This is a genomic window from Aeromonas sp. WP2-W18-CRE-05, from assembly GCF_014168615.1.
Lineage (GTDB): Bacteria > Pseudomonadota > Gammaproteobacteria > Enterobacterales > Aeromonadaceae > Aeromonas > Aeromonas caviae.
The window spans coordinates 3480357-3503298 of sequence record NZ_AP021917.1; the positions used below are offsets into that span (position 1 = coordinate 3480357).

Sequence of the window (22942 nt, forward strand, 5' to 3'; positions counted from 1 at the left end):
CGCGTAGACTGTCAACACCGACCAGATCAAATCAATTGACAACAGAACACAAAATGACCAATCAAGAATTCGACCTGCACCACGTCTGGCACCCCTATACCTCCCTCACCCATCCCCTGCCCTGCTATGAAGTGGCCAGCGCCAAAGGGGTGACCCTCACCCTGACGGACGGGCGCGAGCTGGTGGATGGCATGAGCTCCTGGTGGGCCTGCGTTCACGGCTATCAGGTGCCGGAACTGGACGCGGCCGCCACCGCCCAGCTCGGCAAGATGTCCCACGTGATGTTTGGCGGCCTGACTCATGCACCGGCGGTCGAGCTCTGCCGCAAACTGGTGGAGATCACCCCGAAGGGGCTGGATCGGGTCTTTCTGGCGGATTCCGGCTCAGTGGCGGTGGAGGTGGCCCTCAAGATGGCCCAGCAGTACTGGCATGCCAAAGGGACGCCCCGCGCCAAATTCGTTGCCCTTCGGGGCGGCTATCACGGCGACACCTTCGGCGCCATGAGCGTGTGTGACCCGGATGGCGGCATGCACGAGCTCTACCAGGGCTTCCTGCCCGAACACCATTTCGTCGAAGCGCCAAGCTGCCGCTTCCACGCCCAGTGGGACGAGCAGAGCGTGGTGGAGCTGGCCACCCTGGTGGCGGATCATCACGAGGAAATTGCCGCCATCGTGCTCGAACCCATCGTCCAGGGGGCGGGCGGCATGCGCTTCTACCACCCCCGCTACCTGCAGTGGGTGCGCGCCCTGTGCGACGAGTTCGGCGTGCTGCTCATAGTAGATGAAATCGCCACCGGCTTTGGCCGCACAGGCCAGCTCTTTGCCTGCGACTGGGCAGGGATCAGCCCCGACATCATGTGCCTGGGCAAGGCGCTCACCGGCGGCTACCTGACGCTGTCGGCCACGCTCACTACCGAGCATGTGGCTCGCACCGTGTGTGACGGCAAGGCGGGCGTCTTCATGCACGGCCCCACCTTCATGGGCAACCCGCTTGCCTGCGCGGTAGCCAACGCCTCCATCGAGTTGCTGCTCGCCTCCCCGTGGCAGGCGCGAGTGCAAGCCATCGAACACCAACTCAAAACCGAACTGGTGGAGCTGACCCTGCACCCGGCGGTGGCGGATGTGCGGGTGCTCGGCGCCATCGGGGTGGTGGAGATGAAGGAGCGGGTGGACGTGGCGCGCATCCAGCGCAAGTTCGTGGAGCTGGGCGCCTGGATCCGTCCCTTTGGCAAGCTCATCTACCTGATGCCCCCCTTCGTCATCACCCCCGAGGAGCTGCGGGTATTGACCGGCGCCATCCACGAGGCCATCACCAGCGGCGAATATTGAGTCCGGCTGAACGGGCCCTGCATGAGAACGCAGGGCCTTTTGGCGCTTTTTCATCAGAATGTGAGCAAGACACCAAAACCCGTCCGGCGAGGAGAGTAGACTGCGCGGGTTTTACCCAACAGATGTACCAGTCCCATGCGCCTCTCCATTGCTGCCAAGATCAACTTCTTCCTGCTCTTCATCTTCTCCATGGTGTTGGTGTTTTCCGCGGCCTATCAGGCGGTGCGCGAGCGTGATCTCATCCTGACCCTCATCAAGGAACAGAGCCGCGAGCAGACCGAGGCCTACTTCGACGGCCTCAACATGCTGATGCTGACCGGCAAGATGGACGCCCGCGACACCCTGCGCGCCAAGTTTCTCGATCACGCCCACGTGGAAGATGCCCGCATCGTGCGCGGGGCGGCGGTCAACAAGCAGTACGGGCCGGGCCGTGACGACGAGGCCCCGAAGGACAGGTACGATGCCCTGGCGCTGGCGGGCAAGGGGAGCCTGGAGGTAGAGCATGACGGCATGCACAGCCGGCTGGTGGTGACCCGCCCGCTGCTGGCCAGAAAGGATTTTCGCGGTACCGACTGCACCAGCTGCCACCAGGTGCCGGAAAACACCGTGCTGGGGGCGGTGCGTTTTGACTACTCCCTCGACACCCTGTTTACCCGGGTGGAGCAGAACATCCTCACCTCGGCCCTGAGCCTCACCCTCATCTTCGGGCTGGGACTCCTGCTCACCCTCTGGGTCATCCGCACCTGGATAGTCCGCCCCCTCAACCAGCTGACCCGCTCCATGGAGGAGGCCACCGATCGCAACGACTTCGGCCACAGGCTGGAGGGGGATGAAGGGGACGAGATTGGCCGGGTGGCGCTCGCCTACAACCAGATGCTCGACAGCGTGGAGCGCCAGATAGGCAAACGCCCCGCCTCTCAGGGGAAGGATGACGGCGACGGCCCTCAGCCCCGGTAGTAAAGCAGCAGGCAGGCCACCAGGATCAGCAGCAGGATGAAGAGATTGACGTGGCGGGCATCTTCCTGCCGACGGCTGCGGCCACGGGCCAGCACCAGCACCACCAGGGTCAGCAGGCAGCAACCCCAGAGCCCACGCTCCAGCCAGGGGGTAAGCAGGGGGTCCCAGCTCTGGCGCACCTTGACGCCCCCATAGACCAGAAAGCCGTAAGCCACCTCTGGCCGGGCGAAGTGATAGAGGGAGAGCAGGGCGACAAAGCCGCCCCAGCAGAGGATCACCAGCCCCTGCAACACCCGTATCCAGCCATCCGGCCCCCGCCTGCGCTCCTTCACCCTCACCCCCGTCCAGCCGCCATGATCCATGCACGATGCATGGGGAAATCCCCGCAAGGGTCCGACATTTTTGCTTGTTTATCAAACCTGCGCGGGTAAGATGAACGGCTTAGTCTGCCATGGTGGGCCAACTGCGCCCGGGCCAGACCCCTAGTGTTGCAAATAGCGCTGCAAGAACAAGCTGGAGACAATATTTCGATGACGCACGCATCCGTAGTTGATGTGCTGGCCGGTAAGTATTCGGTCGGCACCACCCTGACTGTGAAAGGGTGGATCCGGACCCGCCGCGATTCCAAGGCGGGGATCTCATTTTTGGCCGTTTCCGATGGCTCCTGCTTCCATCCGGTGCAGGCCGTCGCCCCCAATACCCTGGCCAATTACGAGAATGAAGTGCAACGTCTGACCACAGCTTGCTCCGTCGAAGTGACCGGCACCGTGGTCGAGTCCCAGGGCAGCGGCCAGGCGTTCGAACTGCAGGCCACCGAGGTCAAGGTGGTGGGCTGGGTCGAAGATCCGGACACCTACCCCATGTCTGCCAAGCGCCACAGCATCGAGTACCTGCGCGAGCAGGGCCACCTGCGTGCCCGCACCAACATCGTCGGTGCCGTGACCCGTGTGCGCAACTGCCTCTCCCAGGCCATTCACCGCTTCTTCCACGAACAGGGCTACCTCTGGATCGCGGCGCCCCTCATCACCGCCTCCGACACCGAAGGGGCCGGCGAGATGTTCCGCGTCTCCACCCTGGACATGGAAAACCTGCCGCGCACCCCCGAAGGCAAGGTGGACTACGACAAGGACTTCTTCGGCAAGGAGACCTTCCTGACCGTGTCCGGCCAGCTGAACGTCGAAACCTACGCCTGCGCCCTGTCCAAGGTCTACACCTTCGGCCCGACCTTCCGCGCCGAAAACTCCAACACCAGCCGCCACCTGGCCGAGTTCTGGATGGTGGAGCCGGAAGTGGCCTTCGCCGATCTGGAAGACAACGCCGCCCTGGCCGAAGCCATGCTGAAGTACGTCTTCAACGCCGTGCTGACCGAGCGCCGCGACGATCTGGAGTTCTTCGCCCAGCACGTGGACAAGGACGCCATCGGCCGTCTGGAGCGCTTCGTCGCCTCCGACTTCGCCCAGATTGACTACACCGACGCCATCGACGTGCTGCAAAACTGCGGCAAGAGCTTCGAGTTCCCGGTCTCCTGGGGCATCGATCTCTCCTCCGAGCACGAGCGCTACCTGGCCGAGGAGCACTTCAAGTCCCCGGTGGTGGTGAAGAACTACCCGAAAGACATCAAGGCCTTCTACATGCGCCTCAACGACGACGGCAAGACCGTTGCCGCCATGGACGTACTGGCCCCGGGGATCGGCGAGATCATCGGCGGCTCCCAGCGTGAAGAGCGTCTCGAGGTGCTGGATGCCCGTCTGGCCGAGATGGGTCTGAACAAGGAAGACTACTGGTGGTACCGCGATCTGCGTCGCTACGGCACCGTGCCCCACTCCGGCTTCGGTCTGGGCTTCGAACGCCTGGTGGTCTACGTGACCGGCATGGGCAACGTGCGCGACGTGATCCCCTTCCCCCGTACTCCCCGCACCGCCGAGTTCTAAGGCGACCCGCCTACTCGCACCGTGCAAAAGCCGACCCCCGGGGTCGGCTTTTTTTATGCCCGCCTAGCTCTTCCCGCCCCCGTTATTCCCGCCTTTTGCATTCCAAACCCTGTGCGCTCCCCCATCTTTCCCGTCATTTATCTGGTGTGCGCCAGGACGCGGTCCCCTGTTCAAGGGCTGAACCGTAGTTTTTATGCACTTAAATCGGAAAAAAGCCGGTTGTTGAAGCAACGCAATTTTTTACCCCTTTAGGGGTGACAAAATATCCATTAACCCTTCAGGGGTAATTAATGACAGCGGATCCCGGGCAGCTGGCCGATGGGGACATGGATAAAACACACGAGGTAATGGAATGATCTTGATGGAATTTTTGGTGGTACTCGGCTGCTTGCTGCTGGGTACCCGCTTCGGGGGCATGGGGCTGGGTCTTATCAGCGGTATCGGTCTGTTCCTGCTGACCTTCGTCTTCGGCCTGGTGCCGGGCGAGCCGCCGGTGCAAGTGATGCTGACCATACTGGCGGTCATTGGCTGCGCCGCCACCCTGCAGACCGCCGGCGGTCTCAACCTGATGATGCAGGTGGCCGAGCGTCTGCTGCGCCGCCACCCCCAGTACATCACCCTGCTGGCGCCGCTCACTACCTGGACCCTCACCTTCCTGTGCGGCACCGGCCACGTGGTCTACACCATGTTCCCCATCATCGCCGACATCGCGCTGCAGAAGAACATCCGCCCGGAGCGCCCCATGGCAGTGGCGTCCGTTGCCTCCCAGATGGCCATCTGCGCCTCGCCGGTCTCGGTGGCCGTGGTCTCCATGGTCTCCATCCTGGCGGCGGCTCACGGCGTGGGTCAGGCCTACGGTCTGCTCGACATCCTGATGGTCGCCATCCCCTCCTCTCTCATGGGTGTCATGATGGCTGCCCTGTGGAGCCTGCGCCGCGGCAAGGATCTGGACAAGGACGAGGAGTTCCAGGCCAAGATCAAGGACCCTGCCCAGCGGGACTTCATCTACGGCGGTGGTGAAACCCTGCTCAACACCAAGTTCCCGAAAGAGGCCTACTGGTCCACCTGGATCTTCTTCGCCGCCATCGCTGCCGTGGTGCTGCTGGGGGCCGATGAGGCGCTGCGCCCCGTCTTCACCATCAAGGAGAAGACAGGCCCCCTCTCCATGAACCTGGTGATCCAGATGATGATGCTGATCGCCGGCGCCATCATCCTGATGCGCTGCAAGGTCAAGCCAGGGGAGATCGCCAACGGCGCCGTCTTCAAGGCGGGCATGGTCGCCATCTTCTCCGTGTTCGGGGTCGCCTGGATGAGCGAAACCTTCTTCCAGGCCCACATGCCGCTGCTCAAGGAGACCCTGGCCCACGTGGTACAGGCCCAGCCCTGGACCTACGCCCTGGTGCTCTTCCTCATCTCCAAGCTGGTGAACAGCCAGGCCGCGGCGCTCACCGCCATCGCCCCCATGGGGCTGGCGCTGGGGGTCGAACCCAAACTGCTCATCGCCTTCCTGCCGGCAAGCTACGGCTACTTCGTGCTGCCGACCTACCCGAGCGATCTCGCCTGCATCGGCTTCGACCGCTCCGGCACCACCCGCATCGGCAAGTTCATCATCAACCACAGCTTCATCATTCCGGGCCTCATCGGGGTGGTGACCTCCTGTACCCTGGGCTTCATCCTGACCAGCATCCTGCTGTAACAGGCATCCAGTGCGAGCGGCTCCCCCGTGGGAGCCGCTTTTTTATCCCCGCATCTCCGACCCGCGCTTTGCCATCGCCCCCCACTCTGGGTAGCATGACCCCTCTTTTCTTTGCGGAAATCCCCCATGTCTCGCGTCATCCTGCTCTGGAGCGGCGGCAAAGATGCCATGCAGGCCCTCTGCCACGCCCGGGAAGCGGGCCATCAGGTGGTGGCCCTGATCACCTTTGCCCCGCCAGCGCCCCGCTTTCTCGCCCATCCCCTGTCACAGGTTCGCCGTCAGGCGGCGGCCCTCGCACTGCCCCATCGGCTGGTCACCATCGAGGCGCCGTTCGATCTCGGTTATGAGCGGGCCCTGGCGGCATTGAAAGAGGAGTGGCAACTCGATGGGGTCGTCACCGGCGACATCGACAGCGTGGGGGGCGCGCCGAACTGGATCCGCGAGCGCTGTCGCCCCCTGGGGCTCACCGTTCACACCCCGCTCTGGCAACAACCCCGCGAGGCGTTGCTGGCGGACATGCTGGCCCGCGGCATCGTCGCCCACCTATCCTGCGTCGATACCCGGGTACTGGCCCCCGAGTGGGTGGGGCGCAGGCTCGATGCTGGCACCCTCAGCGATCTGCAGCAACTGGCGGATCGGGATGGCTTCGATGCCTGCGGCGAGCAGGGGGAGTACCACACCATGGTGACCGACGGCCCCGGGTTTACGGCACCGCTGACGCTCGGCCACTGGCAGGTGGCGCGCCAGGAGCACCTCGCCTATCTGCTGGAGGACGAGGAATGACCTCTCACGAGGGCGACACATAAAAAACGGGAGGCGCTGGCCTCCCGTTTTGCTTGTCCTTAACGCCGATCTAGTTGGCCAGCTTGCCCAGCACCCGCTTAAGCAGGCGGATGCGCGGCTCGATGCTGTCCAACAGCAGGAACTCCGCCTCCGAGTGGAAGCCGCCCCCCATGGGGCCGAAGCCATCGAGGGACGGCACGCCTGCGGCCGCGGTGAAGTTGGCATCGGAGCCGCCACCGGCCTCCAGCCAGGTGAAGGGGACGCCCTCCTCCCTGCCTGCCGCCTCCACCAGTGCCATCAGGGCCTCGGTGTCGCCGCTCGGGCGCATCGCGGGCTTGAAGCTCTGGCGCGCCACCTCGACCCGGCAACCGGCGAGGAAGGGGTTGTTGGCCATGAAGGTGAGCCGGTCGTGCACCGCCTGCGCCTCTTCGTTGCGCCAGAAGCGCAAATCCACGATCGCCTCGGCAAAGTCGGGCACCACGTTGACGCCGGTGCCCCCCTGCACCACCCCCACGTTCATGGTGGTGCCGGTCTCCATGTTGACCTGTTCGTTGATGGCAAGCACCCAGTGGGCCAGCTCCGTGATGGCGGAGATCCCTTGTGCCAGGGCCGAGCCCGCATGGGAGGCCTTGCCGTGGAAGGTGATGCGGTACTTGGCATTGCCCTTGCGGGCGCTGATGAGATCCCCGCTCGGGCGCGCCGCCTCGGCCACCAGCACGCAGCCGCTCTGTCTGGCTCGCTCCACCAGCCACTCCTTGGACCAGGGGGAGCCTATCTCCTCGTCGCAGTTGCAGCAGACCAGCACCTTGAGCCTGGCCAGCACGGCCGGGTCCAGCTCTTTCAAGGCATACCAGGTAGAGAGCAGGCCGCTCTTCATGTCCGACACGCCGGGGCCAAACGCCTGATTGCCTTCGACTTTCAGCGGGCGTTTGGCCGCCGTCCCCTCGGGGAAGACGGTGTCCATGTGGCCCACCAGCATGACATCGTAGTGCTCCGCCCCCGGGGCATTGGTTGCCTCCAGGCAAGGGCCGCACTCGGCGGCGAACTGGTGGCGGGTCACCTGCCAGCCGATGGCCTCATATTTCTCCGTCATGATGTCGGCGACCCGGGCCACCCCGGCCGGGGTGCGGGTGCCGCAGTCGAGGTTGATGAGCGGGGCCAGATCCGCCAGATAGGTATCGAGTGAAAACGGGCGCGTGAGGTCGTTCATTGTCTTCTCCATGGAACAATCTGCGTAAAACACAGACTGTTTTTGCAACGATAAGAGTGGGCGGGCACTCGGCGCCGCCTCGTCAACGGCGGTCGGCCAGCGTGGATCAGCTGGCCGCCGCCTCTACACCAGAGCCTTTACATGAACAGCAGATAGTTGAGGAGCAGCGCCGTCACCAGGGCCCCCGCCATGGGCACGCTGGTACGCTTGACCACCACGAAGGGAGAGACCTTGGCGATGCCCGCACAGGCGATGAGCACCGCCGCGATGGGGGAGACGGTGCGACCAATGCTGGAGGCGAGCTGCATCGGCAGCAGCATGGTTACCGCCGGCACGCCAAACTTGGCCGCCACGGCGGGGGCCAGGGAGGAGAAACTGAGGAAGGCCGCGTTGCCCGAGCCCATGATGACCGCCGCCACCATGATGAGCCCCACCATCACCAGGGTCATCAGACCGCTGCCGATGCCGGCATTGCTGGCCGAATGGAGCAGGGTGTCGATGGCGCCGATGGCCTTGAGGGATTCGGCGAAGAGCTCGGCACAGACGATGAGCGCCACCACGGGGCCAAACACCTTGCCCATGCCGTCGAGGAAGCTCGACAGCCCCGCGAAGGCGGTGCGCACCGAGCGGGTGCGCAGCAGCTCGCACAGCATGCCGATAAAGACCGACAGCAGCATGGCCACCTCCACGCTGACGCTGATGCTGGTCACCAGGAGCTTGGAGAAGGTCATCATCAGCACGAAGGGGATGATGGGCAGCAGGCCGTACCAGGTTGGCGCGGCCACCTCGTCCGCCCCTTTCTCGTCAAGCTCCGCCTGTTCGCCGCGATGCAGGGCCGGATCCCAGCCCTCCTGGCGGTCACAGTGCCGCTGCCAGAAGAAGTGCAGCACCATGGTCACCAGCAGCATGGGGGCCACCAGCCAGATCTGGTAGTCGACGAAGTAGCTGGTGGGATCCATGCCGGACTGGCCGGCGGAGAAGATGGCGTTGGTCTGGGTCGGGCCGATTTCGAACGCCTGGGAGGTGGCGATGACGCCGCAGGCGGAAGCCGGGCTGATGCCGAGGTTGCGCATCACAGGATACATGGTGACCATCAACAGCAGGCCGAGGCCGGTGGCGGAGGTGACGAACAGGGAGACGAAGACCGCCACCAGGTAGCAGATGGCCAGCATCAGGTAGCTGGACTGGATGCCCGCCACCGGTTTGACCGCCACCCGCACCAGGGCCTGGGAGGCGCCGATATGGGACATGTAGGTGGCAAAGCCCGCCACCGCCATGATGGTGAGGCCAAGGCCCGCCGCACGGTAGGAGAAGATCCCCTTGAACACCTCGAACAGGTCGAACAGGGCGAAGCCGGTGCTCTTGTCGGCGGGCAGAATGGGGTGCAGTCCCAGCCAGTAGGCCACCGCAAAGAGGGCCATGCCCGCCAGCGCCAGCACCGCCTGCGGGTTGTAATCCTTGACGATGCCGTAGACCACGGCGATCAGCACGAGCAAGACGAAGACGAGTTCCAAGGTGCACTCCTGACAAGATTATCGAGAAGCGCAATCTAGTGGGGGATCTCCCCTTTCCTCTTGATCACCATCAATAAAGATGGAAAAAGCAAACGGTTGTAGATTTTTACTCCAAAAATAAAACTAAAAACGACATTTAACATCAAGGAACTGGATCTAGAATGCTCCCCAGGGTATCCCTGACCGACAACCGCCACTTTGTTTGCGTTGGATCAACATCCCGCCGGGGTGAACTGGCCAAGATGCCCGTCGACACAGAGCGACCATTTCGCACCGGAGAGAGTTATGACAAACCAAGCCACCGCAGGCACCCCGACCTGCGACTGCAAGCTGTGGGACATCCTCGTCGAGTCTGCAAAGGAACGCACCACCATTCGTTACTCCAAACTGGCCAGGCAGGCCGGGCTGGAGCAGTGCCAGGATGAACTGCGCACCCTGCTGCAACGCATCCGCATGTATTGCACCGAAAATCACCTGCCCATTCTCTCCGCCATCGTGATGGATGACGTGGGCAAATACGCCGGCCTCTCCTCCAGCCTGCCGGATGCCCCCTGGGAGCGGGCACGGGTCTTCGATCACGAGTGGACCACCCTGCACTGAGTGCCGCTCCCTGAAACCGGAACGCGCCCATACCAGCAGGCGCGTTCTGGTTTTTGGCCCCCACCGTTTCTTCCCCGGCCCCAGGCCAGGTGTGTGTCCCTGTGAGGCGCCCTGCCCCCTTGTCGTCCTATCCGGCCAGGCGTGCAGCATAAGGGCCTCCTGCCCCCGGTCTCCCCCTTTGATACCGCAGCGCATCCCGTCCCAGACCAGCGTGTGCTGGCGCGCGGCCCCTCCCTTCTCCACTCGGCCTGACTGGTAAAACCAGCCCATCCGGCCATGAGCGTTGCCATGGGGAGACCACAATGCCAGAATCGGGCCCTTGCACGATTTCAGGGCCGCCGGCCCGCAGACAAAGGATCCCCCATGGCCACCACCCTCTATGGCATCAAGAACTGCGACACCATCAAGAAGGCCCGTAAGTGGCTGGAGGAGGCGGGTATCGATTACCGCTTTCACGATCACCGCGCCGACGGTCTGAGCCCGGAGCAGCTTGATCTCTGGCTCGCCAAGCTGGGCTGGGAAGCCCTGCTCAACACCCGTGGCACCACCTTCCGCGCCCTGCCGGAAGCAGAAAAACAGGGGCTCGACACCGCCAAGGCCCGTGACCTGCTGCTGGCCCACCCGGCCATGATCAAGCGCCCGCTGCTGGACCAGGACGGTACCCTGACCCTGGGCTTCAAGGCAGACCTCTATCAATCCCTCTTCTCCCGTTAACTTTTTCTGTTAAGGAACACCGATGTCGGACGTCATCACACTGGCCAAGGATCTGATCAGCCGCCCCTCCGTGACCCCCCTGGATGAAGGGTGCCAGACCCTGATGGCGGAGCGCCTCGCGCGCCTGGGGTTCGTCATCGAACCCATGATCTTCGAGGACACCACCAACCTCTGGGCACGCCGTGGCAGCGAGGGCCCCCTCTTCTGTTTCGCCGGCCACACCGACGTGGTGCCCGCCGGCCCCCTGGAGAAGTGGGACACCCCGCCATTCGAGCCGACCATCAAGGACGGCATGCTCCATGGCCGGGGCGCCGCCGACATGAAGGGGTCCCTGGCCGCCATGGTGGTGGCAACCGAGCGCTTCGTGGCCGAGCACCCGGACCACAAGGGCTCCATCGCGTTTCTCATCACCTCGGATGAAGAGGGGCCCTTCATCAACGGCACGGTGCGCGTCATCGACACCCTGGAGGCACGCAACGAGAAGATCCGCTGGTGCATCGTCGGCGAACCCTCCTCCACCGCCCAGGTCGGGGACGTGGTGAAGAACGGTCGTCGCGGTTCCATCACCGGCGATCTGCTGGTGCGCGGGGTGCAGGGCCACGTCGCCTACCCCCATCTGGCGGACAACCCTATCCACAAGGCGGCCCCGGCGCTGGCGGAGCTCGCCGCCATCGAGTGGGACAAGGGCAACGCCTACTTCCCCCCCACCAGCTTCCAGATCGCCAACATCCAGGGCGGCACCGGCGCCTCCAACGTCATCCCGGGGGAGTTGCAGGTCCAGTTCAACTTCCGCTTCAGCACCGAGCTCACCGATGCGGCTATCCGCGAGCGGGTCGAGGCGCTGCTGACCCGTCACGGCCTGGACTTCGAGCTGAAGTGGACCCTCTCCGGCCAGCCCTTCCTGACGGACACCGGCGCCCTGCTGGACGCCACTGTCGCCGCCGTGGCGGCAGTGAACGGCCAGCAGCCGGCCCTGCTCACCACGGGGGGCACGTCCGATGGGCGCTTCATCGCTCCCACCGGGGCGGAAGTCATCGAGCTCGGCCCGGTCAACGCCACCATCCACAAGGTGAACGAGTGCGTGAAGGCGGACGATCTGGATCTGCTGGCGGACATGTACCAAGGGGTGCTGGCACGACTGCTGGCATGAGCGGCGCTCCGGACAAGAGAGACCAGACCATGAATCAGGATCAACTGCTTGGGCTGGATGAGAGCCACCTCATCCTGGTGGGGCGCGGCCCCCATCGTCTGACCGCCGCCACCGCGGCGGCCTTCAACGACATGCAGGTGGCTGCCGCCCATGCCGGTTTCAACCTGCAGGCGGCCTCCAGCTGGCGCGGCTTCGAGCGCCAGCTCGCCATCTGGAACGGCAAGTGGCGCGGGGAGCGCCCTCTGCTGGATGCGCACAACCAGCCCTTCGATGCCCTGCAACTGGGCGAGACCGAACGACTGCACGCCATCCTGCACTGGAGCGCCCTGCCCGGCACCAGCCGCCATCACTGGGGCACGGATCTCGACATCTACGATCCGGACTGCCTGCCCGCCGGCACCCGGCTCGCGCTGGAACCCTGGGAGTACGAGGCGGGCGGCTGGTTTGCCGATTTGCGCGAATGGCTGGACGATCACATGAACGACTTCGGCTTCTTCCTGCCCTATGCAAAAGGGGAGCAACCGGATCAGGGGGTGGCCTACGAGCCCTGGCACCTGAGCTTCGCGCCCGAATCCGACGGGCTGGCCCTGGATCCGGCGGCGCTGGCGCTTTGTCTGGAACGGGCGGATATTGAAGGCAAGGAGTGCATCCTGGCCCATCTCGACGAGATCCTGGCCCGCTATGTCACCCCGGCACACCACGAAAGGAGATTCTGATGAGCTTGTGGTTATGGATAGGCTTGCCGCTGCTGTTTCTGCTCGGCCTGTTTCTCAACGCCATCAAGGACATGAAGCAGCTCGAGAAACAGCTGCCCAAGTACAAGGACAAGATCCGGGAGGTCAAGGACGACGAGGACGACTGACCCCTTCGCAGGAGCCCGTCGGCGCTCCTGCCCCCTTCCCGTCCACGGCATTTTTCCGCCCTCTGCCGCCCCCTGAGCCGGCCCTGAAAGCCCCCTCGATTGAACCCCTTTCCCAGCGCTTTCCCGCGCGGGCACTCCGCCCTCGCCCTGCTTGAAAACTGCGCAACAAACGTAAAAAACTGCAAAACAATGCACAATTAAGCCACACAAAGGGGGTCAATCTGCATATAATGTGCCTGTTTTGCAGCCCGCCATAAGGAGTTCGCCATTGGATGCCACCACCGTCAACAGTTTCTTCTTCATCGGTGCCCTGTTGGTGGGCGCCAGTGTCCTGTTGAGCGCGCTCTCCTCCAGAGTCGGCATCCCCATCCTGGTCATCTTCCTCGCCGTCGGCATGCTGGCGGGTGAGGATGGTCCCGGCGGCATCCACTTCGCCGACTACTCGGTCGCCTACCTGGTGGGCAACCTGGCACTGGCCATCATTCTGCTGGACGGCGGCATGCGCACCCGGGTCTCCTCCTTTCGGGTCGCGCTCTGGCCCGCGCTCTCGCTGGCCACGGTCGGGGTGGCCATCACCACAGGCCTCACGGGCCTCGCCGCCGCCTGGCTGTTCGACCTCAACCTGATGCAGGGGATGCTCATCGGTGCCATCGTCGGCTCCACCGATGCGGCGGCGGTCTTCTCCCTGCTCGGCGGGCGCAGCCTCAACGAGCGGGTCAGCGCCACCCTGGAGATAGAATCGGGCAGCAACGATCCCATGGCGGTCTTTCTCACCGTCACCCTGATCGAGGTACTGGCCACCGCCCAGCAGGGGCTGGATGCCGGCTTCCTGCTGCTGCAACTCGTCAAGCAGTTTGGTCTGGGCGCTGGCATCGGCCTTGCCGGGGGCTGGCTGCTGTGGAAACTCATCAACACCGCTCGCCTCGCCCCCGGTCTCTATCCCCTGCTCACGGTGAGCGGCGGCCTGCTCATCTTCGCCCTCACCACGGCGGTGGGGGGCAGCGGCATCCTCGCCATCTACCTCACCGGCCTGCTGCTTGGCAACCTCTCCCTGCGCAGCCGCAGTACCACCCTCTCCGTGCTGGACGGCCTGACCTGGCTCAGCCAGATCGGCATGTTCCTGGTGCTGGGGCTGCTCGCCTCTCCCCACAAGCTGCTGCCCATCGCCCTGCCGGCGCTGGCCCTGGCCATGTGGATGATCCTGTTTGCCCGTCCGGTGTCGGTCTGGATTGGACTGCTGCCGTTCAAAAACTTCGCGCCGCGCGAGCGCTGGTTCATCTCCTGGGTGGGGCTGCGCGGCGCCGTGCCCATCATCCTGGCGGTCTTCCCCATGATGGCGGGGCTGCCCAATGCCCAGCTTTACTTCAATGTCGCCTTCTTCGTGGTGCTGGTTTCGCTCATCCTGCAGGGCAGCTCGCTGCCGCTGGCATCAAAGCTGGCGCGAGTGGAGGTGCCCGCACCGCCCTCTCCCATCAACCGCTCTGGGCTGGAAATCGATCTCGACAGCCAGTGGGAGACCTTCGTCTATCGCCTGAGCGCCGAGAAGTGGTGCATCGGCTCCCCCTTGCGAGAGCTGCGCATGCCCCAGGGCACCCGCATCTGCGCCCTGTTCCGCGGCCAGGAGCTGCTCCACCCCTCGGGCAGTACCTGCCTGCAATCCGATGACATCCTCTGCGTCATCGGCCACGAGCACGACCTGCCTGCCCTCGGTCAGCTCTTCAGCCAGGCGCCGGAGCAGGATCTGGGCCCGCGCTTCTTCGGTGACTTCCTGCTGGAGGCCAACGCCAGGCTGGTGGATCTCGCCCCGCTCTACGGGCTGGATGTGAGCGAGGTGGCGGATCAGAGCCTCGGCGATTTTATTGCCCATCAGTTGGGCGATAATCTGGTGGTCGGTGACCATGTCGCCTGGCAGGGACTGCTCTGGACGGTGGCGGAAATGGAAGAGGGTGAACCCCGCAAGATAGGGGTGCGCTTCCTGGAAGAAGACCCCGTCTAGGCGCCGGCCATCGTAGCCCGCATTTGTGTGAGAAGGGAGTGAACCATGCCTTATCAAACCCTGTTGTCCGGTCTGTATCCTCCCTCGCCCAAGCTGGGCCTCATCGAGGGTTTCTTTGGCAAGGGCTGGAGCTGGGAAGCCCGTGCCCGCTACGCCCAGTGGCTGCCCCGCCACGGCTATGGCTTCTATCTCTACGCCCCCAAGGAAGACGGCTACCTGCGCAAGCACTGGGCTACGCCCTGGCCCGCCGACCAGCTTGAAGCCCTGTGCCAGCTCGCCCGCCAGTGCCGGGAGAACGGTCTGGCCTTCGGGGTGGGCCTGAGCCCCATGGGAGCCCATCACGACTATGCCCGCCAGCGACCCGCCCTGCTGGAGAAGGTGAGGCTCATCGAGGAGGCGCTCAAGCCCGATATCCTGGCGATCCTGTTTGACGACATGAAGGGGGACACCCCGGATCTCGCCCACTGGCAGCTCACCATCGCCCACGACATCGCGGCCCACACCGGCGCAGGCCGCCTGCTGTTCTGCCCCAGCTACTACAGCACGGATCCCGTGCTGGAGAAGGTGTTCGGTGCCATGCCCCCCCACTATCTGCAGGATCTGGGTCAGGGGCTCGACAAGCGCATCGATGTCTTCTGGACCGGCCCCAAAGTCTGCTCCACCGAGTATCCGGCTGCCCACCTCAAACAGGCCGCCGACTGGCTCCATCGCAAGCCCTTCCTGTGGGACAACTATCCGGTCAACGACGGCAGCAAGGCGAGCAGCTTCCTGCACCTGCGCGCCTTCGAAAACCGTCCGGCAGAGCTGGCGGATCTCGTGAGCGGCCATGCGGTCAATCCCATGAAGCAGGCGGCCCTCTCGGCCCTGCCGCTCGCCACCCTGCCCATGAGCTACAAGCTCGGCAAGCAGTACGATCCTGACAAGGCGCTGCACGCCTCCCTCAACGCCACCTGCGGGCCGCAGATCTCCGCCATGATCCAGGCCGACCTGCCGCTCTTCCAGGACATCGGTCTGGCCCAGCTCACCCCCGAGCAGGTCATCCACCTCAAGAGCCGCTACCTGCCGTTCCAGGATCAGGCCTGCGTGAACGAGATCCTGCGCTGGCTGGCCGGGGAATACGTGTTCGATCCGGACTGCCTGACCGACTGACCCCATGAGTCCATGAAAAACGGGCCCATGTAAAAGGCCACCTCCCGGGCAGGGAGGTGGCCTTTTTGCATGATGTCTCTTCAGGTGCCCCATGGCGTCACATAGGGCGGCAGATTGAGCGGGTGTCTAGCCGAAGGCCAGCCAGACCCCGACAAACAGCATGAGAGAGCCCGCGATCCGGTTCATCAGAGTGACATTCCCGCTCTTGGCGAGGAAATGGCGCAAGGTGCGGCCACCGCTGGCATAGAGCATCAGGCAGGAGAACTCGATGACCAGGATGAGCGCGACCAGGGCCCCTATCTGAGGTGCCATCGGCTTGGCCGCATTGATGAAGGGGGGCAGCAGGGAGACCATGAAGGCCCACCCCTTGGGGTTGGCGATGGCGGTCACGAAACCCTGCACGGCCAGCCCCATTGGGCTGGTCTGCTGACCCGCCGAGAGATCCGCCGGGATGGCCATCTTGCCCTTGGCCTGCCACATCTGGATGCCGAGCCAGACCAGGTAGGCGCCACCTACATATTTGAATGCAGAGAACAGGGCCGGGTAGTTGAGCATGACTGCCGCCACCCCGACTACCGACAGCACGGAGACCAGGCCGACGCCGACAAGCTCCCCCCACATCATGTGCAGGGTACGGCGCACCCCCAGACTCATGCCCAGGGTCATCGCCAGGGTCATGCACATACCGGGGGTTACTGAGACAAAAAAGAACGTGGGAATAAAGAGCGCCAAGATGGCGGGATCAATCCAGTCGGACACACTACACCTCCAGGGTAACAAGCAGACGATCTTGCCTATCACACTCTTTTAACACAAGAAAAACCTTTTCATTCAGCAAGAATTCAGCATTAAAAACCCTGTGACAAGGATTGTCGCGCCTGTGTAAGATGCCGCCTCACTCCTCTTTCGGGTTAGGATCTTTCATGTCATTGAATAATCTGTCCATTCGTCTTCAAGTGCTTATCCCTCTCCTGCTCGCCAGCCTGTTGATGCTGCTGATGGCCGTGATCAGCAAACAGGAAATCGACGGTGCCATTCAGGACATGAATGAAACCACCGCCAGCGTCACCCGCCACAAGGACGACATCGCGGCCCTGATCCACGCCACCTACCGGCTGCGCACCAACGCCATCTACGGCCTGTACGATGAGGCCCTCTTCGCCCAGTTGCCGGCCCAGCTCTCCGCCGCCGAACAGGAGATTGGCGCCATCCTGACCAGACTGGTTGTCACCGGAGCCGAGCAGGACAACCGTCAGGTCGCGGCCGCCCTGCAGGCCTACCTCGGCCATACCCGCAGCAGCATGCTGCCCCTGCTGACCGCCAAGTACCAAGGCAGTGGCGATCCCGCCACCTATGAGCAGGCCCGCCTGCACTTTCGCGATCTGGGGGAGGCGCTCATCAAGCAGATCGATGCCATGTCCGTCCACATCAATCAGCTGACCCAGACTGAGATTGCCGAGGAGCAGGCCCACTACCGCGCGACCCTGCTGCGCACCCTGCTGCTGATGGGGGGCACCCTGATCGCGGCCCTGCTGGGCGGCTGGTGGATCTCCGGGCGCATCGTGCAGCCCATCGGCCAGTTGCAGGAGGTGATGCACGCCGTCGCCCTCGGCCGCTTCAACGTGCGTGCCAATGCCGAAGGCAACAACGAGCTGGGCCAGCTCGCCAGGGATATCAACCGGACCCTGAGCCAGCTTGCCAACACCATCCAGACCCTGACCGGCATCAGCGGCAATGTGGCCTCCGCCGCCACCGAGCTTGCCGCTGTGATGACCCAGGCAGAGGTCAATGCCCAGCAGCAGCGCGGTGAGACCGAACAGGTGGCCTCCGCCGTCACCGAGCTGGCCAGCACCGCCGACAACGTCAACCACAACGCCGCCCTGGCCGACGAGCTGGCCCGGGATGCCAACAGTCGGGTCGAGCAGGGGCTAGCCCTGTTTGCCGAAAGCATCGAGGCCAACGGCCGCATGGCGGGCAGTCTGGAGAACGCCGCGACTGTGGTGGCCAGGCTCAAGTCCCAGTCCGAGCAGATCGGCAAGGTGATCGAAGTCATTCAGAGCATTTCGGAGCAGACCAACCTGCTGGCCCTCAACGCCGCCATCGAGGCGGCCCGCGCCGGTGAAAGCGGCCGCGGCTTTGCGGTGGTGGCCGACGAAGTGCGCCTGCTGGCCGCCCGTACTCAGGACTCCACCAAGGAGATCCAGGCCATCATCGAGCAGTTGCAGAGCCAGTCCCTCTCCGCCAACAGCGGCGTGCAGCAGACCCTGGAGATCCTCGGCCACAACCGGCAGCTCTCCGCCGAGGTACAGGCCTTGCTGGGGGGCATCACGGACGCGGTCAACCAGATCAACGGTGCCAACGCCCAGGTGGCGACCGCGGCAGAACAACAATCCTGCGTCACCGCCGACATCAGCCGCAACCTCACCAACATCCATGAGATCGTGAACCAGAACGCCGCCGGCATCAGCCAGAGTGCCGCCGCCAGTCACGAACTGTCACAGCTCGCCGAGCAGCAGCGCAGGCAGCTCGCCCAGTTCCAGCTCTGATCCCGAGAGGGTCTCTTCGATACCGCGGGGCCCGGCGCAGGCCCCGCACTTGCCCCTCCCCCTTCACGCCTCCTGTTTAAAACGGGTTTTTGCCATCAAGGTGTCATTGGGGGCTGGGCTGCATTCGCAAATGTGGGTATGGTAGAGGCACGTCACTCCCCCTCATCGAGAGATCATCATGAGCCTGAAGTTCAAGAAACCCGCTTTTATCACGCTCGGCCTCATCGCCCTGCTCTCCGCACTCTGGCTCGATTTCTATCTGCCGGAACACACCATCGCCACCATCACCGGGGTGGAGGTGAAGCGCACCGACAAGGATGGCCCCATCAGCCAGAAGAACCCGGCTGACGGCCCCACCACCGACGTCTATTACATCTACACCGAGCGCCCCGGCGAGAAGATCCGGGTGTTTCGCAATGAAGACACCGAATGGGGCTGGCCCTTCTACTTCAAGTTCAACGCCGCCGACGTCCAGGCCAAGGCCAAGTCCATGGAGTTCGAAAAACGCCTGGCCATCATCACCTCCTACGGCTGGCGCGTGAACATGTTCTCCATGTTCCCCAACGTCACCAAGATCGCGAGCACCGAGCCCGATGCCTCCACCTGGAGCTTCTTCCGCTGGTTCTGGTTCGGTGTCTGGGCCCTGGTGATGGGCAAGGCGGCCATCGCCACCTGGCGCTACTTCGATCGCCTCGAGGACGAGATATGAGCGAGCCGAGCAAGACCCGCACCAGCTTCTATCGCCGGCTCTACGTGGCTCACCTCATCAGTCAGGGCACGGACACCGTGCCCGCCATCATGGAGGCGACCGGCATGCCGCGCCGCACCGCCCAGGACACCCTCAGCGCCCTGGCGGAGCTCGACATCCAGTGCGCCTTCGAGCAGACCGAGGGGGCTCGCCATCTGCAGGGGCACTACCGCATCAACGACTGGGGTCCCATCAATCCGGCCTGGATTGCCGCGCAGCTTCCCGTTATCAGGCAGACCCTGGGGTATCCCTGACACCCCGGGCCCTGCTCTGCCTCCCATAGAGAAGGGGCCAGCCTTGCGGCTGGCCCCTTTCTTGTCTGGCCTGATATCCCGTTGCCCTCCCCCGGACTCACTCCCCTTCGCCGAACGACGCTTCCGGCAGAGGTTCCGCCGACTCCCCCCGGGTGCAGTCGATGATGGAGCGCTTGGGATTGTTGGGGTCGCGCAGCAACAGGGGGGCCATCCCCTCGTCATGCAGCCTCTCGTCGGAAAATTCGCTGCCATAGGCGTTGTGGGTCAGCCTGCGGGCATTGGCGATGGGGGTATCCACGAAGAGGGCATGTACCTCGAAGGTGGAGGCTGGCACCAGGAAACCGACGATGGGCAGGCCGTGCAACTCCTGATGGACCTTGTACCAGGCAAAGCCCTCGCTCACCTTGTCAGGGGTATACATGGCGAGCTGCGGATTGGCCGGGCGCCCGGTCTCGATGTCGAGATGAAGGGTGTCCAGCTCGCAGGTCGCCAGCCCCTGCCACATCTTCTCGAACGGGGTCGCGCAACCCGTCAGTTGCATGCATGTCAGCAGCGCCAACGTCCCTTTCCACATTCCCAACCCCTTATCCGATGTCCAGGATGTCAACCAAATGAGCGCAGTCGCTGCACCAGCAACTCGATGAAACCGACCCTGTCGAGCCCCAGCAGCACCAGGGCATTGGCCGGTTTGCCGGTCAGGTCGTAGCGATCCACCACCGTCATGCCCAGGGTATGGGTCCCGCCGGTTTCGATATCGACCCGGCACTCCACCCCGTGAAACAGGGAGGGCGCCAGCAGCCAGGCGATGGTACAGGGGTCATGGAGCGGCGCGCCAGCAAATCCCCACTTGGGATCCCGATGATAGATCATGAAAAAGTCGAGCAGCTGTGCCACGCACTGCGCCACCGGGTTGGGAATGGCGCGTACCCGCTCGATATCCTCGTCCATCACCTGGGCCTCGTGGGTCACGTCCAGCCCGCACATGGTGATGGGCAGCCCCGACTTGAAGACCATATCGGCCGCTTCGGGATCCACATAAATATTGAATTCCGCCGCGGGGGTCCAGTTGCCTGCACCGGCGGCGCCCCCCATCAGCACAATGCGGGCGATCTTCTGCTTGAGCTCGGGGTGGGCCGCCAGCAAGAGGGCAATGTTGGTGAGCGGCCCGGTCGGCACCAGGGTGACCGGCTCCGGGCTCTCGCGCAGACATCTTGCCATCAGTTCAAGGGCGCTCATCGCCCGGGGAGCAAAGGCGGGATCCGGCAGCTCTGGGCCGTCCAGCCCCGATTCGCCGTGGACGTTGTCGGCGATGATGAGCTCACGGGCCAGGGGCTTGGCAGCCCCCGCCGCCACCGGGATGTCGTCGCGGCCGAGCAGGGTCAGGATGCGCAGGGCATTGTTGAGGGTCTTGTCCGGGGTCTGGTTGCCCGCGCTGGTGGTGACCGCCAGCACCTTCAGCTCGGGGCTCGCCAGCGCCAGAATGAGGGCGATGGCATCATCGTGGCCGGGATCGCAATCGAGAATAACGGGCAACGCCATGGACAGACTCCTTACAACATGACAGGGAGCCATACCTTAGCAAGAGATGGCCAGATGAACTCAGGAGGGAGTCACAAAACGCCTCAACCAACGAGATCAAGTACTTGGCGATATGCCTTGGGAGCGGACACCCAGATTCGCCGCGCCGCCATCGTTCGGGTATGATCCCTCCTCCTTCATCGTCCGGTTGCTCCATGTCCGCCATCATCGACACCTTTGTTGCTCCGCCCTGCGCCGCCACCATCGAGATCCTGTTTGAGGATGCGCATCTGCTGCTCATCAACAAGCCGAGCGGCCTGCTGAGCCTCTCGGGCAAGAACCCGCAGAACCTCGATTCGGTCCATTACCGGCTGGTACAGGATTACCCCGGCTGCACCCTGGTGCACCGCCTCGACTTTGGCACCTCGGGCGTCATGGTGGTGGCCAGAAACAAGAGCATCAACGCCCTGCTCTGCCACCAGTTCAGCCAGCGCACCGTGAGCAAGGCTTACGAGGCACTGCTCTGCGGCCATCTGGCGGCGGATGAGGGCGTCATCGACGCATCCATCGCCAAGGATCCGGCGCTGTTCCCGCTGATGAGCATCTGCGCCGCCAGCGGCAAACCCGCCCGCTCACGCTATCGGGTAATGGAGCGGCTCACCCTGGAGGGGGCAGGCCAGCCGGTGCCATTGACCCGGGTCAGGCTGGTACCGGAAACCGGGCGCACCCACCAGCTGCGCATCCACAGCCAGTGGCTGGGCCATCCCATCCTGGGATGCGATCTCTATGGCGGCCTGCTCCCGCCCGGCTGCGAACGGCCCCCCAGACTGATGCTGCACGCCAGTGAACTCGGTTTTGTGCACCCGGTGAGCGGCGAAGCGGTACAGATCCGCTGTGAAGCGCCCTTTGCGCAGGCACTGGCGGCCATGACGGTGCAACAGGGGTAACGAAGAAGGGGGAAAGCAGGGCCAGGAAGGCAAAAGGGGCAAACGGCGGATAAAGATAGGGGCCGCGCTTTCGCAACGGCCCCCACCCCCCACTCGGTACTCTTTGTTACAAAGAGGGCTATCAGATCAGCTTGCGGGCGGCGCCCAGCACGATCTTGATGGCATCAGATTCGGTTTTCGCCATGGTTTCGGCGTTCGGGATTTCCTGCTGGGTACGGTTCACGATGACACCGGCCACCATGCCCGCACGCAGGCCCTGGCTGGTACACATGGTCAGCAGAGTGGCGGACTCCATCTCGTAGTTCAGCACGCCCATGGCTTGCCACTCTTTCATGGAACCCTGGAAACGTTGTACCACGCGGCCGGATACGGTGTCGTAACGCTCCTGACCCGGGTAGAAGGTATCAGAAGAAGCAGTGACGCCCACATGCAGCTTGGAGCCCAGCTCCTTGGCGGTGTTCACCAGGGCGGTGGTGCAGTCGAAGTCGGCCACGGCCGGGAACTCCATCGGCGCGAAGTGCAGGCTGGCACCGTCGAGGCGCACGGAGCCGGTGGTGACGATCACGTCGCCCACGTTCAGGTGCGGCTGGATGGCACCGGTGGTGCCGATGCGCAGGAAGGTACGGATACCCAGCTGGGCCAGCTCTTCCACCGCGATGGAGGTGGACGGGCCACCAATACCGGTGGAGCAGATGATCACGGCCTTGCCGTCCATCTCGCCGCGCCAGGTGGTGAATTCACGATGGCTGGCCAGGTGCACCGGGTTGTCCAACAGCTCTGCGATGCGCTTCACGCGCTCGGGGTCACCGGGGACGATCGCCAGGGTGGCGCCTTGCAGATCCGCTTTTTTCAAACCCAAGTGAAATACATCAGACATAGTGGACTCCTGGTTGCGCCCCGCCGCATGGCAGCCGAGTGCAGTTAAGGTGATTCTTTACGGTACTTTCAAGCCGGTGTCCCCTCATCCGGGGAGGCGCCAACTATGGTCGAAAGCGCTTTCCAATTCCTTGATGCGCCTCACACTTCTGCGCTTCAAAGC

The 22942-nt window shown here is 63.8% G+C and carries 23 protein-coding genes; 16 read left to right on the forward strand and 7 right to left on the reverse strand.

Annotation, left to right across the window (positions count from 1 at the left end; all coding sequences use genetic code 11):
* Positions 1 to 53: 53 nt before the first annotated feature.
* Both bioA and H7R73_RS16130 read left to right on the forward strand, forming a co-directional pair.
* Positions 54 to 1328 (forward strand): adenosylmethionine--8-amino-7-oxononanoate transaminase, encoded by a 1275-nt coding sequence (gene bioA / locus H7R73_RS16125; protein ID WP_103259796.1) that lies wholly within the window; start codon positions 54 to 56, stop codon positions 1326 to 1328.
* A 135-nt stretch (positions 1329 to 1463) separates the two neighbouring features.
* Positions 1464 to 2285, forward strand: a complete 822-nt coding sequence (locus H7R73_RS16130) for a HAMP domain-containing protein (RefSeq protein WP_103259795.1) — start codon at positions 1464 to 1466, stop codon at positions 2283 to 2285.
* Here the strand turns inward: H7R73_RS16130 and H7R73_RS16135 are convergent.
* Positions 2273 to 2575: a hypothetical protein gene (locus H7R73_RS16135; RefSeq protein WP_010674063.1), complete on the reverse strand. Its 303-nt coding sequence runs from the start codon at positions 2573 to 2575 to the stop codon at positions 2273 to 2275. The genes H7R73_RS16130 and H7R73_RS16135 overlap by 13 nt on opposite strands.
* 240 nt (positions 2576 to 2815) lie before the next feature.
* Between H7R73_RS16135 and asnS the strand changes: the two genes are divergently transcribed.
* The 3 genes from asnS (at position 2816) to H7R73_RS16150 (ending at position 6695) form a co-directional block, all read left to right on the forward strand.
* Positions 2816 to 4216: an asparagine--tRNA ligase gene (gene asnS / locus H7R73_RS16140; protein ID WP_039039869.1), complete on the forward strand. Its 1401-nt coding sequence runs from the start codon at positions 2816 to 2818 to the stop codon at positions 4214 to 4216.
* Between the two features lie 352 nt (positions 4217 to 4568).
* Complete coding sequence (locus tag H7R73_RS16145) at positions 4569 to 5912, forward strand: anaerobic C4-dicarboxylate transporter (RefSeq protein WP_041215561.1); 1344 nt, start codon at positions 4569 to 4571, stop codon at positions 5910 to 5912.
* Positions 5913 to 6038: 126 nt separating this feature from the next.
* The gene (locus H7R73_RS16150; RefSeq protein WP_103259793.1) at positions 6039 to 6695 is read left to right on the forward strand and encodes a hypothetical protein; all 657 of its coding nucleotides are present in this window, start codon (positions 6039 to 6041) and stop codon (positions 6693 to 6695) included.
* A gap of 70 nt (positions 6696 to 6765) precedes the next feature.
* Here the strand turns inward: H7R73_RS16150 and H7R73_RS16155 are convergent, their stop codons facing one another.
* Positions 6766 to 7905, reverse strand: a complete 1140-nt coding sequence (locus H7R73_RS16155; RefSeq protein ID WP_103259792.1) for a M20 family metallopeptidase — start codon at positions 7903 to 7905, stop codon at positions 6766 to 6768.
* Positions 7906 to 8042: 137 nt separating this feature from the next.
* Entirely contained in the window at positions 8043 to 9419 is a 1377-nt protein-coding gene (dcuC, locus tag H7R73_RS16160) for a C4-dicarboxylate transporter DcuC (protein ID WP_103259791.1), read from the reverse strand.
* Positions 9420 to 9704: 285 nt separating this feature from the next.
* Between dcuC and H7R73_RS16165 the strand changes: the two genes are divergently transcribed.
* The 7 genes from H7R73_RS16165 to H7R73_RS16195 all read left to right on the forward strand — a co-directional run bounded on the left by H7R73_RS16165 (position 9705) and on the right by H7R73_RS16195 (position 15890).
* Positions 9705 to 10019, forward strand: coding sequence for a hypothetical protein (locus tag H7R73_RS16165; RefSeq protein ID WP_010674057.1), 315 nt, complete (start codon positions 9705 to 9707; stop codon positions 10017 to 10019).
* A 363-nt stretch (positions 10020 to 10382) separates the two neighbouring features.
* Positions 10383 to 10733, forward strand: coding sequence for an ArsC family reductase (locus H7R73_RS16170; RefSeq protein ID WP_039039874.1), 351 nt, complete (start codon positions 10383 to 10385; stop codon positions 10731 to 10733).
* Positions 10734 to 10755: 22 nt separating this feature from the next.
* A complete protein-coding gene (dapE, locus tag H7R73_RS16175) occupies positions 10756 to 11883 on the forward strand; it encodes a succinyl-diaminopimelate desuccinylase (protein ID WP_042016356.1) in 1128 nt (375 codons plus the stop codon).
* A gap of 29 nt (positions 11884 to 11912) precedes the next feature.
* Positions 11913 to 12599 (forward strand): M15 family metallopeptidase, encoded by a 687-nt coding sequence (locus tag H7R73_RS16180; protein WP_103259790.1) that lies wholly within the window; start codon positions 11913 to 11915, stop codon positions 12597 to 12599.
* Entirely contained in the window at positions 12599 to 12745 is a 147-nt protein-coding gene (locus H7R73_RS16185; RefSeq protein ID WP_010674048.1) for a hypothetical protein, read from the forward strand. The genes H7R73_RS16180 and H7R73_RS16185 overlap by 1 nt, the downstream gene beginning before the upstream one ends.
* 268 nt (positions 12746 to 13013) lie before the next feature.
* Positions 13014 to 14741, forward strand: a complete 1728-nt coding sequence (locus H7R73_RS16190; RefSeq protein WP_041215565.1) for a potassium/proton antiporter — start codon at positions 13014 to 13016, stop codon at positions 14739 to 14741.
* A gap of 45 nt (positions 14742 to 14786) precedes the next feature.
* A complete protein-coding gene (locus tag H7R73_RS16195; protein WP_103259789.1) occupies positions 14787 to 15890 on the forward strand; it encodes a beta-N-acetylglucosaminidase domain-containing protein in 1104 nt (367 codons plus the stop codon).
* Between the two features lie 126 nt (positions 15891 to 16016).
* On the opposite strand, the gene H7R73_RS16200 is transcribed toward H7R73_RS16195, so the two are convergent.
* Positions 16017 to 16649 carry a LysE family translocator gene (locus H7R73_RS16200; RefSeq protein ID WP_039039878.1) on the reverse strand — a complete coding sequence of 211 codons (633 nt, stop codon included), beginning with the start codon at positions 16647 to 16649 and terminating at the stop codon, positions 16017 to 16019.
* 164 nt (positions 16650 to 16813) lie between these two features.
* Between H7R73_RS16200 and H7R73_RS16205 the strand changes: the two genes are divergently transcribed.
* From H7R73_RS16205 to H7R73_RS16215, 3 genes are all read left to right on the forward strand, one after another.
* Positions 16814 to 18436, forward strand: coding sequence for a methyl-accepting chemotaxis protein (locus tag H7R73_RS16205; RefSeq protein ID WP_103259788.1), 1623 nt, complete (start codon positions 16814 to 16816; stop codon positions 18434 to 18436).
* A 178-nt stretch (positions 18437 to 18614) separates the two neighbouring features.
* Positions 18615 to 19145, forward strand: coding sequence for a DUF1523 family protein (locus H7R73_RS16210; protein ID WP_039039880.1), 531 nt, complete (start codon positions 18615 to 18617; stop codon positions 19143 to 19145).
* Positions 19142 to 19438 (forward strand): winged helix-turn-helix domain-containing protein, encoded by a 297-nt coding sequence (locus tag H7R73_RS16215; protein WP_103259787.1) that lies wholly within the window; start codon positions 19142 to 19144, stop codon positions 19436 to 19438. The genes H7R73_RS16210 and H7R73_RS16215 overlap by 4 nt, the downstream gene beginning before the upstream one ends.
* 97 nt (positions 19439 to 19535) lie before the next feature.
* Here H7R73_RS16215 and H7R73_RS16220 read toward each other — a convergent pair whose 3' ends face one another.
* Entirely contained in the window at positions 19536 to 20012 is a 477-nt protein-coding gene (locus H7R73_RS16220; RefSeq protein ID WP_045525252.1) for a hypothetical protein, read from the reverse strand.
* Positions 20013 to 20041: 29 nt separating this feature from the next.
* Positions 20042 to 20977, reverse strand: coding sequence for a pyrimidine-specific ribonucleoside hydrolase RihA (gene rihA / locus H7R73_RS16225; RefSeq protein WP_010674039.1), 936 nt, complete (start codon positions 20975 to 20977; stop codon positions 20042 to 20044).
* 194 nt (positions 20978 to 21171) lie between these two features.
* Between rihA and H7R73_RS16230 the strand changes: the two genes are divergently transcribed.
* Positions 21172 to 21903 carry an RluA family pseudouridine synthase gene (locus H7R73_RS16230; RefSeq protein ID WP_103259786.1) on the forward strand — a complete coding sequence of 244 codons (732 nt, stop codon included), beginning with the start codon at positions 21172 to 21174 and terminating at the stop codon, positions 21901 to 21903.
* A gap of 121 nt (positions 21904 to 22024) precedes the next feature.
* On the opposite strand, the gene udp is transcribed toward H7R73_RS16230, so the two are convergent.
* Positions 22025 to 22780, reverse strand: coding sequence for a uridine phosphorylase (udp, locus tag H7R73_RS16235; protein ID WP_010674037.1), 756 nt, complete (start codon positions 22778 to 22780; stop codon positions 22025 to 22027).
* Positions 22781 to 22942 lie beyond the last annotated feature (162 nt).